Source organism: Flavobacterium sp. SLB02, assembly GCF_009664855.1.
Taxonomy (GTDB): Bacteria; Bacteroidota; Bacteroidia; order Flavobacteriales; family Flavobacteriaceae; genus Flavobacterium.
On record NZ_CP045928.1, the window covers coordinates 4,868,331 to 4,886,647 of the forward strand.

Annotated in this window: 15 protein-coding genes and 1 tRNA gene; 7 read left to right on the top strand and 9 right to left on the bottom strand. The window is 35.6% G+C overall.

The features are described from left to right. Positions 1-303: transposase (locus GIY83_RS18140; RefSeq protein WP_229029130.1), on the top strand; the 303-nt coding region annotated here is incomplete at its 5' end. Positions 304-557: 254 nt separating this feature from the next. Here the strand turns inward: GIY83_RS18140 and GIY83_RS18145 are convergent. From GIY83_RS18145 to GIY83_RS18170, 6 genes are all read right to left on the bottom strand, one after another. Next, positions 558-631 (bottom strand) — tRNA-Asp (locus tag GIY83_RS18145). An 86-nt stretch (positions 632-717) separates the two neighbouring features. Continuing rightward, positions 718-1,644 (bottom strand): DUF58 domain-containing protein, encoded by a 927-nt coding sequence (locus GIY83_RS18150; protein WP_194615281.1) that lies wholly within the window; start codon positions 1,642-1,644, stop codon positions 718-720. Continuing rightward, positions 1,641-4,217, bottom strand: a complete 2,577-nt coding sequence (locus GIY83_RS18155) for a M1 family aminopeptidase (protein ID WP_208682744.1) — start codon at positions 4,215-4,217, stop codon at positions 1,641-1,643. The genes GIY83_RS18150 and GIY83_RS18155 overlap by 4 nt, the downstream gene beginning before the upstream one ends. A gap of 175 nt (positions 4,218-4,392) precedes the next feature. After that, on the bottom strand, positions 4,393-4,866 hold the full coding sequence (locus tag GIY83_RS18160) for an SgcJ/EcaC family oxidoreductase (protein ID WP_194615279.1): 474 nt from the start codon (positions 4,864-4,866) through the stop codon (positions 4,393-4,395). 127 nt (positions 4,867-4,993) lie between these two features. Further along, entirely contained in the window at positions 4,994-5,587 is a 594-nt protein-coding gene (locus tag GIY83_RS18165; protein WP_208682746.1) for a DUF4082 domain-containing protein, read from the bottom strand. 59 nt (positions 5,588-5,646) lie between these two features. Next, the gene (locus tag GIY83_RS18170; RefSeq protein ID WP_208682748.1) at positions 5,647-6,192 is read right to left on the bottom strand and encodes a hypothetical protein; all 546 of its coding nucleotides are present in this window, start codon (positions 6,190-6,192) and stop codon (positions 5,647-5,649) included. A gap of 204 nt (positions 6,193-6,396) precedes the next feature. Between GIY83_RS18170 and GIY83_RS18175 the strand changes: the two genes are divergently transcribed. Together GIY83_RS18175 and GIY83_RS18180 are read left to right on the top strand one after the other, a co-directional pair. After that, positions 6,397-7,101 (top strand): LytTR family DNA-binding domain-containing protein, encoded by a 705-nt coding sequence (locus GIY83_RS18175; protein ID WP_208682750.1) that lies wholly within the window; start codon positions 6,397-6,399, stop codon positions 7,099-7,101. Further along, on the top strand, positions 7,101-9,182 hold the full coding sequence (locus GIY83_RS18180) for an ATP-binding protein (RefSeq protein ID WP_208682752.1): 2,082 nt from the start codon (positions 7,101-7,103) through the stop codon (positions 9,180-9,182). The genes GIY83_RS18175 and GIY83_RS18180 overlap by 1 nt, the downstream gene beginning before the upstream one ends. A 345-nt stretch (positions 9,183-9,527) precedes the next feature. Here the strand turns inward: GIY83_RS18180 and trxA are convergent, their stop codons facing one another. Then, positions 9,528-9,845 (bottom strand): thioredoxin, encoded by a 318-nt coding sequence (gene trxA / locus GIY83_RS18185; protein WP_041516662.1) that lies wholly within the window; start codon positions 9,843-9,845, stop codon positions 9,528-9,530. A gap of 243 nt (positions 9,846-10,088) precedes the next feature. Between trxA and GIY83_RS18190 the strand changes: the two genes are divergently transcribed. Together GIY83_RS18190 and GIY83_RS18195 are read left to right on the top strand one after the other, a co-directional pair. Next, positions 10,089-12,551: an AsmA-like C-terminal region-containing protein gene (locus GIY83_RS18190; RefSeq protein WP_208682754.1), complete on the top strand. Its 2,463-nt coding sequence runs from the start codon at positions 10,089-10,091 to the stop codon at positions 12,549-12,551. A gap of 307 nt (positions 12,552-12,858) precedes the next feature. Continuing rightward, the gene (locus GIY83_RS18195; protein ID WP_194615273.1) at positions 12,859-13,173 is read left to right on the top strand and encodes an HPF/RaiA family ribosome-associated protein; all 315 of its coding nucleotides are present in this window, start codon (positions 12,859-12,861) and stop codon (positions 13,171-13,173) included. Positions 13,174-13,227: 54 nt separating this feature from the next. Here the strand turns inward: GIY83_RS18195 and GIY83_RS18200 are convergent, their stop codons facing one another. Beyond that, positions 13,228-13,887 carry an oxidoreductase gene (locus GIY83_RS18200; RefSeq protein ID WP_229029131.1) on the bottom strand — a complete coding sequence of 220 codons (660 nt, stop codon included), beginning with the start codon at positions 13,885-13,887 and terminating at the stop codon, positions 13,228-13,230. Positions 13,888-15,020: 1,133 nt separating this feature from the next. Between GIY83_RS18200 and wrbA the strand changes: the two genes are divergently transcribed. Continuing rightward, the gene (wrbA, locus tag GIY83_RS18205) at positions 15,021-16,181 is read left to right on the top strand and encodes an NAD(P)H:quinone oxidoreductase (RefSeq protein WP_208682756.1); all 1,161 of its coding nucleotides are present in this window, start codon (positions 15,021-15,023) and stop codon (positions 16,179-16,181) included. A 347-nt stretch (positions 16,182-16,528) separates the two neighbouring features. On the opposite strand, the gene GIY83_RS18210 is transcribed toward wrbA, so the two are convergent. Continuing rightward, positions 16,529-17,188 carry a hypothetical protein gene (locus tag GIY83_RS18210; protein ID WP_208682758.1) on the bottom strand — a complete coding sequence of 220 codons (660 nt, stop codon included), beginning with the start codon at positions 17,186-17,188 and terminating at the stop codon, positions 16,529-16,531. A 454-nt stretch (positions 17,189-17,642) separates the two neighbouring features. Between GIY83_RS18210 and GIY83_RS18215 the strand changes: the two genes are divergently transcribed. Beyond that, positions 17,643-18,134 (top strand): nuclear transport factor 2 family protein, encoded by a 492-nt coding sequence (locus GIY83_RS18215; protein ID WP_194615269.1) that lies wholly within the window; start codon positions 17,643-17,645, stop codon positions 18,132-18,134. The last annotated feature ends 183 nt before the right edge of the window (positions 18,135-18,317 follow it).

An 18,317-nucleotide genomic window follows, 5' to 3' on the forward strand; every position in this document is an offset into this window, starting at 1 on the left:
AAAGCCTACAGTTTAACCCAACAACTACGAGGTATTTACAACAATCATAACAATAAACATATTGCGATGACCAAACTGGCACATTGGTACAGGAATGTAGAGGACTCAGGGTTTAAAAATTTTAATATTCTTTTAAATACTATAACGGTTAATTACCAATCAATCTTAAACTATTTTGATAATAGAAGTACTAATGCTTCTGCTGAATCATTCAATGCTAAAGTAAAAGCGTTCAGAAGTCAATTTAGAGGTGTGCGTAAAGTAGATTTCTTCTTATTCAGATTATCTAATCTTTTTGCCTAATCCCCAAACTTTGCGTTTGATCCTCTTTTTGCCTAATCCCCAAACTTTGCGTTTGATCCGGTTTACGTATTGATCCGTTAAATCAAAAGTGTCCTAAATCAAAAAAGCCATCCACAAAAGTGGAAAGCTTTTCATTGGTCTAACTACTAAACCAGCTACGAGTTACAAAGTCGTAGCAAAACAACACAACTAATCTTAGATACCGTATTTGGGCAAAAAAGCCTTTCCGTTAAGAAAGGCTTTTCCCAATATTGCGGTCTGGACGGGACTCGAACCCGCGACCCCATGCGTGACAGGCATGTATTCTAACCAACTGAACTACCAAACCTCTGCGTTATTGCGGTTGCAAAGATAGTACAGAATTTCATTTCTGCAAGCGTTTTGCTAAAAAAAATTAAATATATTTTTAAATTATCAGCCAAAGTTTTGTTTTTCAACTAAATATGTAGTCAATATTTTTTCAAAATTATCGCCAACATTCACCGGAACGTACTTAATTTGGTTCTTTGCACAAGTCAATGATAGTTTTTTAAAGTACTCCTCTGCCCTTTTTTCATACTCTGCTTTTACGTTATCAGCAAAAATCGATACTTCTTCGCCCGATTCTAAGTCAATAAACTTTCGTGGTGTATTGTCAAAGTCAAATTTTAGCTCTGTTTCATTGTCTACCACATGAAACAAAACTACTTTGTGTTTGTTGTGTTTAAGATGTTGCAAAGCGTTAAACAGCTTCTCATCATCTTCAGACTGGAACATATCCGTAAATATAATAATCATAGAACGGCGATGCATTTTCTCGGCAATTTGATGCAGATACGTAATAGTGTCGGTTGTTTTTTTGACTTTTGGCTGTTCTAATAATTGCTCTAGTTTATTGAGCAGCATTCTATGATGGCGATCACTTCCTTTTTCAGGAGCGTAATATTCGTAACTGTCTGAGAAAACGCTTAAACCCACAGCATCGCGTTGTTTCTTCAAGATATTCATTAAAACTGCCGATGCTAAAACCGCAAAACCAATCTTCTTTTCATAAAAAGGCTGACCTGATTTAAGTTCCGGATAATGCATCGATGACGAATTGTCGACAATAAGGTGGCATCGTAAATTGGTTTCTTCCTCAAAACGTTTCGTATACAAGCGATCTGTTTTAGCGAATAATTTCCAGTCGATGTGTTTGGTACTTTCTCCGGCATTATACACTTTATGTTCCGCAAATTCCGCCGAAAACCCATGAAACGGACTCTTGTGCATTCCGGATATAAAACCTTCTACAACCTGATTTGCCAGCATTTCGAGATGCTGAAAACTGGATACTTTCTCTATTTCCGATTCGATTTTCATTCGGTTTCTTTTTTAATATTTTGTGCGCGGTATAAACCGTCTGTCGCCTGCAACAGCTTTCGTTTTAATATCGGACTAAAATTAGGGTTTTCTTTTAAGAATCGCTGCACTTCATCAAAAGCATATTTCGATGAATATTTCCCAATCGTATTATTCAGCCAGTCTTTCGGGAAGAAAATATCTCCCGTACGCTGAATTTCCTCCACCAAATCTAATGAAAACCTGATATATTTTTGAGCACTTTCCTTACGCAACGGATGATTGATATTTGCCAAACCTACAGCAACCCAGGATTCTTTCTCCCTATTTTCATCGTCTTTTAATGATTTTACAAAAGCATCACGAACCGACTCGTCTTTTGATAAAGATGGCAGCAAAAACTCAAATCGCTTTTGTTTGTCCGGATTTGTGATCGTTGTTCTGGCTTTATTCAGAATTTCATCGGCTTTAGCATGTTTAAATATAGCCAGATTCATGGCCATATTGGTATAATCGTCTTCGTTTAATTTCAAGCTTTGAATCACTTTTTCTTTATTCCATAACGAATATAATTTGGCTTTCGCCGAATTGGAATACGCAATCGAACTGAATAAATTAAATAAAGTCTTTTTGATGTTGCTTGATAAATTGGCTTGTAAACGTTTGTACAAAACATCTTCCAATTGTTTCTGCGCTTTGTTTTGTTGTTTTTGAGTTAGAAATTTCCAAAACACATTACTTGTCTGATTGGTAATTACCTTCAGAACCAATTCGTTTTCTTCCTGCTGGATTCCTTTTATAAAACAATCAAAAGCTTTGCTTGGAGCAACATTTCCCGTTAAGGTATTTTCATAAATATTGATATACGTTGACGCTCTTGCTACCTCATCTTTCAAAGTCAAAACAGATTCTAAATTATTACCATTAAGCGGAAAAACGCCGTAACCAAAACCATTATAATTGTAAATGATACTAAGCGGTTTTTCAAGTCCAATCGCTTCTTTCAGTGATAAATTCCTGTCTTTTATAGTAACACTAAGTACTTTTACCTTATCAGAATATACCAAACCAATATCAAAAATCTGAGGCCACACATTATCCGATTTGCCTTCTGCCTCTTGCCAAATTTCAAACGATGAAATTCGGTTTTGAGCATCGTATTTTATCTGATTATTAAAAATCGCTCTTCCATATTTATTCACCCAAACTTCACTCCACTTTTTCATGTCAAGTGGTGTTTCGGCATCCAGAATTTCGACCAGATTATTCCAGTCAGCATTATCATTAGCGTATTTTTTAATGTATTTTTCGATTCCTTTCTGAAAAGCTGCCGCCCCCATCGAAGCTTCTAACTGGCGCATCATAATAGGTGCTTTGTTGTAAATAATGGCTCCATAAAGCGAACCTGCGTCTTTTAAATTCGCTAAATGTTGTTTTATAGGATGCGTGCCCAACGAACGATCTTCCGCGTAAGCATTAGGATAATGCGCTGTTAGAAACTGTAAATTATGATTGACTTTCGGGAAAATCGGGTTCATGATTTTGTCTGCCATAAAATTGGCAAACACCTCTTTCATCCAGACATCATCAAACCATTTCATAGTAACTAAATCCCCAAACCACATATGCGAGGTTTCATGTGCAATCAGTTTAGCGCGATCTAATTTCTCGCTGTCGGTTGAACTATTATCCAAAAACAAGGTCGATTCCCGGTACTGAATCACCCCAACATGTTCCATCCCGCCATATTGAAAAACGGGAATCGAAGCAAAATCCAGCTTTTGAAAAGGAAACTTATAATTGGTATATTTTTCTAAAAAGTCTACGGATTGTTGGTGTAATCTAAAAATAGTATCTACACTTACCCTGAATTTCTCTGCATTATTTTCGCGATACAACATCGTCATTTCTCTATTTCCCGGTTGCTGCGTTACCGTTTTGAATTTCCCTGCAACAAACGAAAATAAATAGGTGCTCATTTTATCTGATTCACCAAAAGTATAACTTGTAAAATTTCCTTTTTCTACTTCCTCTTTTACATCGGCTCCAGCCAAAACGGTCCAGTCTTTAGGAACCGTTAAACTCAATTTATAAGTTGCTTTTATATCGGGCTGATCTAAACATGGGAATAAAGTGCTCGCGCGATCCGGAACTAATAAGGTATAAAGAAAATCATCATTTCTGTTTAAAGACAAATTTCCTGCTATAAACGAAATCGCAACTGTGTTTTTTCCTAAAATCAAGTCTTTAGCAGCAATAACAATGTGCCCTTTCTCATGAACAATGGCAATAGTTTTGTCATTAACCTGAATTGATTTTATGTTGGATGTTTTCTCTTTAAAATCTAAATACAAAGGCTGACTTAAATCAGATAAAGTCACATACAGCTTCAAATCTGATTTGATATCTTCCGCTTTTTGATTCGGAATTTCGAATTCCAAATCATATCGAATATCTGAAACCTGTTTTTTTCGAAAAATAGCCAATTGCTCTGAAACACCATTTTCTAAAAGAAGATTTTCATTTTGTTTCGATTGAGAAAAACCAATTGTAGTAAATGCAAGAACACAAAGAAAGCTGTAGAAAATTTTCATTTTTAAAAGAATGTTAGATCTGTAAAAATAAAAAAAGTTTGCCAAGAATTTCACGAATTAACACGAATTAAAATTCTTTTTGCCACAGATTAAAATGATTTTTTTTAATCTGTGTAAATCATTTATCCCGATAGCTATCGGGAGTGGCAAGCTTTTTAAATGTGTTATTTCAAAATTATCTTGGCTGAGCATTTACCTGAGTTACCTGCATAGTAGTAATTTTCCATATAGCATTCTGTTTTTCGAAAACTGCCGTAATAAATTTACTGTTTACAGTTCCTTTTTTAACCACTCCTCCTGGAACAACATAATCTTCTTTTGCCGTTAAAGTTTCTTTTATATGTGCATAAGCCGCATTTTCAGATAAAAATTTAACATCTATCCATTCCAATTTTATCGATGTTGGTTTTATACAACATTCGTTAATATGAGAAAACTGAGTCATTATTTCCTCTTTTCCTTTCCAGTACATTCCTAGAAAATTAATTAAAACAGCATCTTCACTAAAAGCCTGAGAAAAGGATTTCATATCATTTTTATTCCAGTCTAATTCCTGTTGCTGAATAATTTTTTTAAGTACTTCATCTTTGTTCTGAGCTAAAACAATTGTAGTGCTCAACATTACAATTAATAAATATATTGCTTTCATATTCAATTATTTAAAGTGACTAATTATCTAAAAAAAGGTTATCAAATTTACGTTAATTTCTAAAAAAAAGTCTGACTATTGCCAGACCTTTTCCAAACATACTAATTCTAACTATCCAAAAATAAAATTATTGAGTTTGCTGAAATTTAAAAGTTATATCTCCTGCATAATACGTATTGCGCGCATTGGTTGGAAAAATAGTTTCTGCAGCCGTACTTGAAATATATGCATATCCTGTAATTATGATATTTCCTGCCGTAATAGGATACGTCGCAGCAGATCCGTCAGTTTTTGTTCTGTTGATCCAATCGTCGCTGTTTACGGTAAAAAAGTATTCTTTATCTTTTGTAAGCGCAATTGGAGTGATTGTTTTTTCTACGGTAACATTTGCGGTTGGTACATTTATCGTTTCAGATTTTATAACCGTTTTGGTCGCCGCATCCCATAAAGTGATTCTTAAAGCAGCATTTACATCTGGAATTTTTACCACCAAAGCATTTATTTTACCCGTTACTGTAGGTTTAAAACTGAAACCGTATTCGTAAATTCCTGAGTTTTTTACATCGACTGCTTTCTGGCTAAATCCTGAACCGGCCATATAAGCATCAAGAGGATTTTCTTCGTTATACTTAACGGTATCTTCTTTATCATCATCGCTGCTGCAGGAAATGGTTAATAATGCAACGGATAAAATCGTAAAAATGGTTTTTAAAGTTTTCATAATAATATAGTTATTTGGTTCTTCTTTCGTTCAATAAATTATTTTGTATTCTTTTTAAATTATAGTTGAATATTAAAATGAGCGCACACTTCTTGGTAACTCATTTTAGCATAATCCGGTTTTGCAGTTTTTGATGTTGCAGCCGCAACGCCACCCGGAATCAAAATATAACGCCAGCTAAGCGATGTTGGAAGATTTACCGTTCCTCCTGCGTCATGTCTGAATCTGAATAGTTTGATTTTCTTTGCTGTAGAAATAGCAGTAATTGTATTCACAAATCCGCCCGCTGTCGACGTGTAAGGCAATGTGTAAGTACCTGAACCAAAAGATACATAAACCAATACGGTTCCTTTTGCCAGAATATCTTCTGATAGTTGTGGTGCATTAATCGATGTAGACATTCCTGAAGTTCCATCTATTGTCTCTGCAACTGCCGTTGGCGCTGTTAGCCACGCACTATAGATAACATTTGCTGTTCCGGTTGCACCTTTTTCCCCGGCTTGTCCGTCGGTTCCGTTTACTCCGTCGGTTCCGTCATCGCTGCTGCATGAAATGGTAGAAATGGCAACTAATAAAATAGTAAAAATGGTTTTTGAAAATTTCATAATAATTTTGGTTTTAAATTTGGCTAAATGATTCGTATTTAATTCAATAACATTATTTTTGCAATAATCAAATGACTGTAAAAGAGTGTTTCTTTTTATCTGATGATTGAATTACAAGACAAATTTGCAGGATTAAAATGGGCCGAAAAACCACTAATAGACGAACAACATTTTAAATAGACAGACGACATAAATTCAAGATAAATGACCAAAAAATACACTTGTATTATTATCGATGATGACGAAATAGACAGACTTACGGTATTATCATTTGCCAAAAAATTTCCTGTTCTGGATATTCTGGGTGTTTTTGAATCGGCTGAAGACGCGCTTCCGTTTATCGAAAAAGAAAAAGTCGACATCTTATTTCTGGATATCGATATGCCAGGCTTGAACGGAATTGAGTTTAGAAAAAAAGCATTAGAAATTCCAGTTTGTATTTTTATAACCGCACATCCTGAACATGCCGTAGAAAGTTTTGAGATTGAAACATTAGATTTTATCGTAAAACCATTGAAACTGGATCGATTTGCACAAACCGTAAGCCGTATCGAAGAATTTATGGAAATCAAACTCAAAGCATCTCTTTTTGAAGCCAGTATTGGCGGCGATACCATTTATATTAAAGAAGGTCACGAACAAACGAAAGTCAAACTGCATGAGATTTTATATCTCGAAGCACTAAAAGATTATACACTTGTTATAACCGATAAAAAAAGACATTGCGTTTTATCGAGTATTGGTAATTTGTTGAAAGAAGATCATTTTCAGTCTTTCATCAGGATTCATCGAAGTTTTGCGGTTCAGAAACAATTTATTCAAAAGATAAATTCAACCGAAATTATTCTGAACAACAACATAGCTATTCCTGTGGGAAGAAGTTATAAGGAAAACCTAAACCTCTTCTAATGAAAAAAATGTGGTTCTTGTTTTTGCTATTCATCAACTTGACTGTTTTTGCACAGCAGGAACCTATTTTGGCAAAGTATAAAACCCAACCAGAAAAACTAAAAGCCTGGCTAAAATATACCAATGAAGTTTTGGATGCCGAAGATTATCCTAAACTCATCATCGCCGCCCAAAAAGGAATTGAACTTTCGAAAGATCAGCTTGCTTATAAATCAAGGTTTTATTTCTTAAAAGGAAACGCTTATGAATTCAATAATAATCAGACCAGAGAAGCGTCTGTTAATTATGAGCTTGCCTTAAAATTTGCGCAAAAAGCCAGACATCTTAAAAACGAAACTTCGACTTTGATGCGTCTTAGCTATGCCTATTATGCACTAAATGAAACTGCGAAAAGAAAAGCATTAATAGCCTACATCAAACAAGTTCTTGACACCACAAAAAGCACGTATACAAAATCTGTACTATACGGAAGTCTTGGCGAATATTATCTTGATAATGCTCAATATGAAACTTTTATTAGTTATCAACTACAAGCCATTAACTATAAAAAACTACTAAAAAAAACAGTAGCAAATGATGAAACCATTGGCGTTTCGTATAGCCAGATTGCGGCGGCTTATACCAAAATGAAACAATTTAATAAGGCCATTGAATACCTTAATTATGCCCAGCCTTACATCAAAACTTCGCCTTATATCAGCGCTTTTTCCTGCAACTATTATCTGCAATGTTTTGTTCCTTTAAAAAACCTTGACAGCATTCAAAAATATTACAACTTAGCTTATACTTTTCCGTCTAAAAAAGATTCTTTATTTCTTAATTTAAGTTTTGCCAATAGAAGCGTATCTGAATATTACGCCAATGCAGGCCAAATAAATACTGCATTTGGTTATGCTAAAAAAGCAGTTTTATTAGGAAAAAAATCCAACGATCAGGATATTATTATGGAAGCCAACGCCGTAATGGGAAGAATTTTATATGAAAAAGGAGACTATAAAAAGGCCATCGAAACCTTAAAAAAAGCGTCGAAAAATGCTTTGACCTACGATAAGGAATCCTTTGTAAATATCAATAAAAAACTATCTCAAAGTTATGCCGCATTAGGACTCTGGAAAGAAGCTTTTTATTATAACGAAATCTACAGCAAGTCGAATGACGAAATGATGCAGGAATCAGCGAAGCAAAATATTGCCAATGCCGAAGCCCGTTACCAAAACAAAACCAAGGGACAGGAAATCAAGAATCTTTCGACTCAAAACACGCTTAAAAATATTCAGATTGACGAAGCCAAAAAGCAACGCATATTTTTAATTTCGGGATTAATTCTCGTTGGTATTATTGGATTATTATTGTTCAAACAAAACCAAAACCGAAAGAAAACCAATCAGAAATTACAGCTTTTGAATCAGGAACTCGACGAAGCCAACAAAATAAAAGCGCGGTTCTTTAGTATTTTGAACCATGATTTACGAAGTCCGGTTTCGAATTTAATTCACTTTTTACATCTTCAAAAAGAAAACCCCGAATTGATTGATGAAGAAATGGCTGCACGAATGCAAACCAAAGTTATCACCGGAGCCGAGAATTTATTATCCTCTATGGAAGATATTCTATTATGGAGCAAAGGCCAAATGGAAAACTTCAAACCTCATTTTAAAGAAATCCCGATAGCGGTTTTATTCGAAGAAACACAAAAGCATTTTTCAGGCATAGAGAATATCCAGATTTCATTTGAAGATCCTGAAAATATCATGCTAAACACCGATGAAAACTACCTTAAAACCATCATCCGAAATCTTACCGGAAACGCCATAAAAGCCCTCGACAAAACCCCAAACGGAAAAATAATCTGGAAAGCCTACCAGGAAAACGAAGTTCAACATCTCTCCATTTCAGACAATGGTCCAGGCGGAACTCAGGAACAATTCAAAGCCTTATACCACGATTCAGAAGTAATAGGCATCAAATCAGGTTTAGGATTGCACTTGATTCGTGATTTGGCTACAGCCATCAATTGCAAAATCGAAGTCAATTCTCAGCAAGATTCAGGAACTACCTTTACGATAAAAGTTTGCCACTAATTTCACGAATTAGCACGAATTAAAATTCAGTGCGTTTTTTTTGCCACAGATTAAAAGGATTAAAATGATTTTATAATCTGTGAAAATCTTTTAATCTGTGGCTAACTTTTTTGAGCAATATCAAAATAAATAATTCGCGGAAATTTGCGGTAAAAACAAACCACATTTTTAATTTGTGAAATTGAATCTTAAGCTCAAAGTAATTAGTGCTAATTCGTGAAATTAGTGGCAAAAAAAATCCTTTTTAATCTGTGTTAATCTGTGGCAAAAAAACCTTTAAAATCAAGCAAATAAAAAAGGCTTGACTTTCGCCAAACCTCTTTTATATAAATCATAATCTTACGATTACAACAAAGCGTCTAAACTATCTGCGTAGGTTTGTTTCGGAGCAACTCCTACTTGTTTTCCTACTACTTCACCGTTATGAAAAACCAAAACGGTAGGTATGTTACGCACACCATATTTTGCAGCGAATTCCTGGTTAGCATCTACATCCACTTTACCAACAACTACCTTACCTGCGTATTCTTCGCTGATTTGGTCAATGATTGGACCAACCATTCTACAAGGACCGCACCATGCTGCCCAAAAATCTACCATTACTGGTTTATCTGATTTCAAAACTACTTCATCAAAAGTAGCATCTGTTATTGCTAATGCCATAATTTCTTTTCTTTTAAAATTATTGTCTGAATTGTTTCGTTTCAAACTAGAGTACAAATTTAAAAATTAAATACAAATGAACCACCATTCTTAAATTAGTTTTAATTATAAATGCATTGTCATTTATTATACGATTCCCATGTTTTTATAAAATAAGTTATAACTTACATGTATTGCAGCACATCTTTTTAAAATAAGCTCGATTTTTTACCTTATCTTTAGTAATCCGGAAAATTCTTCGAGATGACAGCAAATTTACACCACATAAAAAACTTCTTTCAATCGGTTCGATTTAAAAAATATGCAAAACGCTTTGGCTTTTTCGTATTAGGACTTATTGCGTTGTTATTACTTGCTTGTGGTGGATTGTCAATTTATTTTAATCAAAATAAAACCGAAATCATTGCCAAGATCAATACCAAAATCAATGAAAACATCAACGGAAAATTCCATATTGGCGATTTTCATTATAAGTTTCTAACCGGTTTTCCCAATTTTACTTTAGCCCTAAAAGATGTCGAACTCAAAGACAATCAATGGGCAACGCACAAACATACTTTACTAAAGGCGACCGAAATCGAAGCGCGTTTGAACGTTTGGAGTTTACTGCAAAACGAAATCAACATTCATAAAATCCTCATCAACGACGCCAATATTTATGTCTATAAAGCCGAAGACGGTTATTCGAACGCTGATATCTTTAAACCCAAAAAGAAAAAATCGCCCGAAAACAAATCAGATCGGGAAACTACCATTGACCAGATTGACCTCAACGATGTTCATTTTATTCTGGACAATCGCCTTGGCCATAAATTATTTGATTTTGATGTTTCGAGTTTAAAGACAAAAGTAGATTACGACGGCGACAATTGGCAAACCGATGTTTTTCTGGACACACAAATAAAGAGTTTAGCATTTAATACCGTACACGGCAGTTTTGCCAAAGAAAAAGAACTCAAAGGAACTTTTAATGTTGCGTATTCTTCACAAAAGGAACGAATTGACGTCGTAACCAAAAATCTAAAGATTGGCACAGACGGTTTTGATATTATTGCCTTTTTTAATTTGGCCAAAGGAAATGCCCTTTTCGGAATCAATATTGGCACTACTATTTTATGGCAAAATGCTTCAAATGTATTATCAGCCAATATAAGTTCGAAGCTTAACCGCTTTAATTTAAGTAAACCTATCGATGTCAATTGCGACATCAAAGGGGATTTTAATGCCGAAGGAGATCCAAAAATTGTCGTTCAGGCCATTATAAAAGACAACGAATTGAGTATTCCCGACGGATTAATCAAAAAATGTAATTTTAAAGGAATATTTACCAATAATTTCAAACCAAAAGACGGTTACAACGACGCCAATTCGGCAATTATCCTGACGAGATTTGCGGGCGAATACGAGAATATTCCGCTTACGATTCCGCAATTGGCCATTAATAATCTCGAAAAACCAGTTGCAACCGGAAACGTAAGTTCAGATTTTGATGTCGAAAGACTCAACCAAATCAGCAACGACAAATGGATTCAGTTTTCGGCCGGCCATGCAAAAGCCAATCTGAAATTTCAGTTTGATATTGTCGATTTGTACATCACCAAACCACGTTTTATTGGTAAAGTCGATGTCGATGACGCCTCGTTTCATTATATCCCAAAGAATGTTCACGCCGTAAAAACCAACATACATCTTGATTTTACTGAGAAAGCCTTACTAATTAAACAAATTACCTATAAACACAATAAGAATACGATTTTCATCGAAGGAAAAATTGACAATTTCCTGAACCTTTATTATGACGCTCCCGAAAAAATGATTGTAAACTGGAAAATCTATTGCCCTAATATTGATATCAAACAATTCCTGGGTGTTTTGGCTACTTCCCAGAAAACAAAAGCCGTTGCCAAAACCACCAAAAGACCTTCGATTTCGAATCATTTAAAAACCGTAATCGACAAATGTTCCGTAGTAATCGACATCAAAGCCGATAAAATTAATTACAATAAATTGACCGCAACCAAAACCACCGCAACCGTACAGATGATCGATTCGAAATTGGTTATTAAAAACGGATCGCTGCAAACTTCCGGCGGAAGCATCACGTTTAACAGCGAAGTAAAACCAAGCGGAAAAAACTTTGCTTTTAGCTCCAACGCGCAGGTAAACAGGGTTGATATTGCAAGTTTTTTAAAGTCATTCAACAACTTTGGCGTTACCTCTTTTAGTCCTAATAATATCAAAGGAAAACTCAGCAGTCAGGCCAATGTTACCGGATTCATCAACAGCAATGGCGAGCTGATCACCAATTCTATGCACGGCAATCTGGCGTTCAATGTCAATCAGGGCGCTTTGTTAAACTTCGCGCCTATCGTAAAAATTGGCAAGTTTGCCTTTCCGTTCCGCGATGTTGAGAATATCACGTTTAGCGATTTATCCGGCAAACTTAAATTGCGCGGAGAGCAAATCGATGTCAATAATTTCACCATTAGTTCCAGCGTCTTAAACCTCGATGCCGAAGGTATTTATTCCTTTGGCCGAGGCACCAATCTCGCCCTCACCATCCCACTCCGAAACTCCAAAAACGACATCAAACTCGCCACCAAATCAGAACGCGACGCCGTCCGCGACCGCGGAATTGTCCTGCACTTAATTGCGCTGGACGACGAAGGAAAAATGAAAATTAAATGGGGGAAGAAGGAGAAGTAAATTACTTATTGTCACACAATCTTATATAAAACGCCCGCTAGTTAACACAATCTTGTCATTGCGAGGAACGAAGCAATCACACAAGAAACTCGACAAGGATTTGTCACTCTGAGCGAAGTCGAAGAGTTTTTGAAACTTGAAGTTTAAATATATATTGACACTATTCCTAAAATAAGCATTAATCGTCAAATCTGACAAAAAAAGGCCTTGAAATTTTCCAACATTTTTTCATAATGTTTTATTAACTCACTTGGCTTTTCATTCTAAAAAAGATAGCTTTGAGAATAATCATTAAAAATAAACCGATATGAAAATTCAAATCAATACCGACAAGAACATCGAAGGACACGAAAGATTAGCAACTTATTTTTCTGAAGAATTAGAAAAAGGTTTAGCCCGTTTTGAAGAAAAAATAACCCGCATTGAAGTACATTTTGGAGATGAAAACGGAGAAAAATTCAGCTTAAACGATAAAAAATGCGTGATTGAAGTTCGTGTAGCCAATTTACAACCCTTAACCGTAACAGATCACTCGGATACACTTGAAAAAGCGTTTAGCGGTGCTCTTGCCAAAGCAAAAAAATCACTTACTACGACTTTCGAAAAACAGAAATCGTTTTAATTTATATATATCAAATGCAAATGGCATTATCTCTAATCAGGATAATGCCATTTTTTATTTCAGCAAACTGGTCATTTCTTCCCAATGCAATATTTTGACTTTCTCGTTGAGTTCTCCTGCACTATTGACCATTGCTTTGGCGATATCGGCTGCTTCTATTCCTTTATATTTACTCATTTCTCCCATAAACAAAGGATTTATGAATTTGAATATCCCAATGAATACTTTTTCCAACGGCCGGCTTTCTTTTCTATCTCCTAAAATCATCGAAGGACGAAAGATATAGGTGTGATCTAAATTCAGATTGATAATATCCTGTTCGGTTTCACCTTTCATTTTGGTATAAAATATTGACGACTTTGCATTTGCTCCAATAGCCGAAACCAGGAATACGGCTTTCGCTCCGTTCTCTTTGGCTAGTTTAGCTGCTAATACCGGATAATCATGATCGATTTGATAGTATAGTTTTTTATCATGTGTTTTCTTTTGCGTGGTTCCGAGTGCTATAAAAACTTCATCCACTGCAATGTCTTTTACCACTTCGGGCAAGGAATTGAAATCTCCTATTATTGTTTTTAGTTTTGGATGCTGAATGTTTAGATCTTTTCTGACTACGATTATTACTTGCTTGTAATTGGCATTATTCAACAACGTTTCGAGAATATAAGATCCTACTAACCCGCTTGCTCCGTATACAATTGCTTTTTTCATCATAAGGCGATTTGTTTCCTCGAAGTTAGAAAATTAATAGTTAACTTTTTAGATTGAGTTTTTTAAACACATAGATACATAGATTTTGCAAGCTTTAAAAAAAGACATTTCATTTGTTTAAATGCACATAGCTATGTGTCAAATCTTGATTTGTATTTAAGTCTATTTTGTTCATTTTTGATCCTATGTTTCTATGTGTTTAAATATTTTTCACGCAGATTTCGCAGATTCTGCAGATTTTATTTTTTTAATATTTTTATACGCGGACGCATCATTTAAGCATAGTTAATGATAAAAAAAATCGCCACGAATTCACGAATTTTTATAAGAACAATAATTCGTGATTTCGTGGCGGAAAACAAACGTATAATTTTTAATTTAAAGCTCCAGCGGAGCGGCATATACTTTTTAGCGTGATTCAATATATTACCCCGATGGGGTTCTGTTGGGTGTTGTTTTTAATTTTCTATAAATATGTCGCTCCGCTGGAGCTATAAACATACAACGTTTCTCTCTTCTTTTTAAACACACATAGCTCTGCGCCAATTTAAATCTCTTTTGTTCATTTTTGATTCTATCTTCTATGTGTTTAAATATTTTTCACCCAGATTTGCTTCGCCTTTTCACTATCGTTCGGGTTGCAGCTTTTATTTTCTAATTTCTAATTGTTCGAAACCTTTTGCTCTGAAAGAGCCTTAGCAATAGCATGGTGCGAAGCACTATGAATGAAAACCTATTGTTGTTTTAAACCCTGTAAGGGCAAAAGCCTAATTTAAAGGGAATAGTTTCTCTTATTTTAGAAGATGTTTTCTGAAAAATACCTATTTTATTTGAATCTATATTGTCTATTTGCTTTGGCCCTTTCAGGGCAATTTTTTGCTTTGATTTAATTCGTAGTGCGTTGCACTACGCTCCTGCTCTTAGGGCCTTCAGCCCATTTTAAAAGTTTCAAACACTCGTAATCTTCTAGCAGATCGACAATAAACAATGCAAAGAAAAACACGATTAACATAATAATAACGCTTTTTGGTATTGTAAGAAGTAATTTTGCAATCCCAAAAAAGGAACTTGATTTTTAAAATAAAACAGGCTTCTTAATTGAGATTATCCATTACAAATTATTTAAAATTACCCTCATGAAAAAGCAATTACTTGTATTATTAATAGCCATATTTATAGGTTTTGGTGCCCATGCACAAACAAAATCATCTGAAACCAATGTGTTGGTTTTGATTTATTCTCAAAACGGCGGAACGTACAAAATGGCAAAAGCAATTGCCGAAGGAATTCAGGAATATCCAAATACAAAAGCGACTTTAAAACGTGTTCCTTCGATAAATACAAAAGAGAAACTAAATGCTGAAGTAGAGAAATTACCTGTTGCTACAATTGAAGAATTGGCCAATTATGACGGAATCGCTTTTGGAAGTCCGGTTCATTTTGCGAATATTAGTGCTGATATGAATTACTTTTTCAGCCAGAGTATCCCGCTTTGGACATCTAGAACTTTAGAAGGAAAACCGGCAACTGTATTCATGTCGGCAGGATCTGGGGCAGGAAAAGAAGCTGCGATTTTATCTTTCTGGAATATCCTTGCCTCACACGGAATGGTGATTGTACCAACGGGAATTAGGGGAACGGCTACTTTAGATAAAACTGTTCCGCAGGGAAATACGCCTTTTGGCGCTACTTCATTAGCAGGATCAACGGGAACTCGTCCGTCGCAAAGCGAATTGAATTTGGCTAAAGAACAAGGAAAGGATTTGGCAAGAGTGGCTTCGGGATTGAAAAATACGGAAAATATAAAATCTGTAAAAACCACTTCGGCTGAAACTAAAAGCGACATCAACAAAACTTTAAAAGACAATAATATTGTACTTCCTGAAGCGCCTAAACCGGTTGGAAATTATGTTCCGTTTACGATCTCAGATCATAAAGTATACATTAATCAGGTGGCGTTGAAAGAGGGAAAGATTTTAAATCCGGGTAAAGTTGGCGCAACGGTTACAGAAGATCAGGCGAAGGAAGCAACGTACCAAACGATGCTGAATGTCATTGCGGTTTTGAAAGAAGCTTGCGGAGGCGATTTGAACAAAGTAAAACAATGTGTGCAGCTAACAGGATATTTTAATACGACTCCGGAATATACGCAACATGCAGGACTTATGAATTCGGCTTCGAATTTGACGGCTTTGGTTTTTGGCGAAAAAGGAAAACATGCCAGAGCAACTATTGGTGCGGCTTCGTTACCGATTAATTCGGCGGTAGAAATTCAGGCGATTTTTGAAATTGAATAAAGGAAAATTTTACCGCAAAGGATTACGCAAAGGTCACAAAGTTTTGTGAATTATGCTTTTGCTTTGAGATCGCAAAGGGATTGTGTTTAAAAATGTTAGACACACTGCTGTGCGTCTCTACGGAAAATTGGAACGTATATTATATTAAAATGACATTTCGACTTCGCTCTGATGACAAGAATACACTGAAAACTGAGACTGAAAACTGTTTCGCGTGAGGGATAGAGTAAGCTACCGCAGTAGCAGTGAAAGCCCGACAGCAATAAGAAAAGGGGCCGACTAAGCGATTTGCAAAGTTGGCCCCTTTTTTTATTGGTGACACGCCCAGATTATTATTGACGTAAATATCATGATTTTGGCAACGGAGCTCCAACGGCGATATCGCAGCGATGTCCGGGTTTTCCGTGTGCAGGATTCATTCCGTCTGCTACTGCTGTTTCTTCGGTGCTTAATAAGGCCGGAACTGCATTGTTTGCAGGTGGTGGCGTAACGGTAAAGTTTTGCGATGTGGTTCCGCTTTGGGCAGTATTCGCAGCAGGTTGTTTTGCTACAGGAGAATTTAGAGGCGATCCAACCGGAATATCACATCTGTGGCCGGGTTGTCCGTGTGGCGGGTTCATTCCTTTCGCTACTTTTACCGGAGTTGCAGTTGTAGTTACTACTTGTTGTTGGCCTGCGTTTACTTGTACCGGCTGTGCAGTTTGCGTATTTGTTGTTTGTACTTGCTGTGTTGGAGCTGAATTTAAAGGTGCGCCAACGGCAATATCGCAACGATGTCCGGGTTGTCCGTGTGCGGGATTTATTCCTTGCGTTGCCCCCATTACGGTATTAGGATTCGCCGCCGGATTTTGAACTACCGATTGCTGTGTTTTTGTGGTGTCTTTTGCCAGTCCTAGTTTGACCAATTCAGATGTTGGTGTATTTTCCTGTGGTTCCAGTTCTTTCTTGCAAGAGGTAAAAATCAGAGAAGTAACAAATATTGAAGTGATAAGTATTTTTGGATTCATGATGTAGATTTTTAAGCTCTCAAATATAGTAAGATTTCACCATATAAGTAATATAAGATTTGTATTGCTTTTTCATTTAATCTCGCAAAGGCGCAGAGTCGCAAAGTTTTTGGTTTTTCTTTGACTTGGTGGGATTTGTTTTAAGTTTTTTAATTTCAGCGTTGAGAATTTCGCGAAGGCGCAACATTTTTGTTTCACGCAGATTTAAAAGATTTAAGCAGATGGTAGCTGAAGATTTGTAAATTTAATCTGTTATCATCTGAGCGAAACTAAATCAATTTGAATCTTTTTAATCTGTGGCTTTAAAATAAAAACTTTGCGACTCTGATCCCGATAGCTATCGGGATTGCGAGATTAAATTCGCCCAACAAAAAACTCTGTTCCTTTGAACCTATGTAACTTTGTACCTCTGAAAAAATTTTTACTAACTTTAAATCCAAATACAACATACACCATGAAAAAATCAATTCTACTTTTATTATTCGTTGCGACTTTTGCAAATGCACAAACTTCTGAGAAAGACAAAGTCAATCAAACTATCGATGCATGGCATAAGGCTGCTGGTGATGTGAAATTTGACGCGTACTTTGATTTAATTGCTGAAGACGGAATTTTTATTGGAACCGATGCTACCGAAAACTGGACTAAAAAGGACTTTAAAGTTTGGGCAAAACCATTTTTTGATAAAGGAACAACCTGGAATTTTACCGTCCTGGAACGTCATATCTTTTTTGATAAATCAGGAAAAATTGCCTGGTTTGATGAATTGCTGAATACGCAGATGAAAATTTGTCGCGGTTCGGGCGTTTTGGTTAAAGTGGGGAAAGAATGGAAGATTCAGCATTATGTGTTATCGATGACAATCCCTAACGACGAAGTGGATGCGGTGACTAAGATAAAAGCGCCAATCGAAGACGTGTTGATCACGAAGCTTCAGAAAAAATAAACAATTTCGAACTTTCTTATTATAATCCTAACTTTTCTAGTGCTTTATAGCGCCGTATATCAAATTAATTATAATACAATTGGCAATTTTATCCGTAAATTAGAAGTGCAAAATAAGATACTCTCAAAAAAATGGATCGAATTTTACAAAATTGACTAAAATAAAAGATCGCCCTCTATTTTA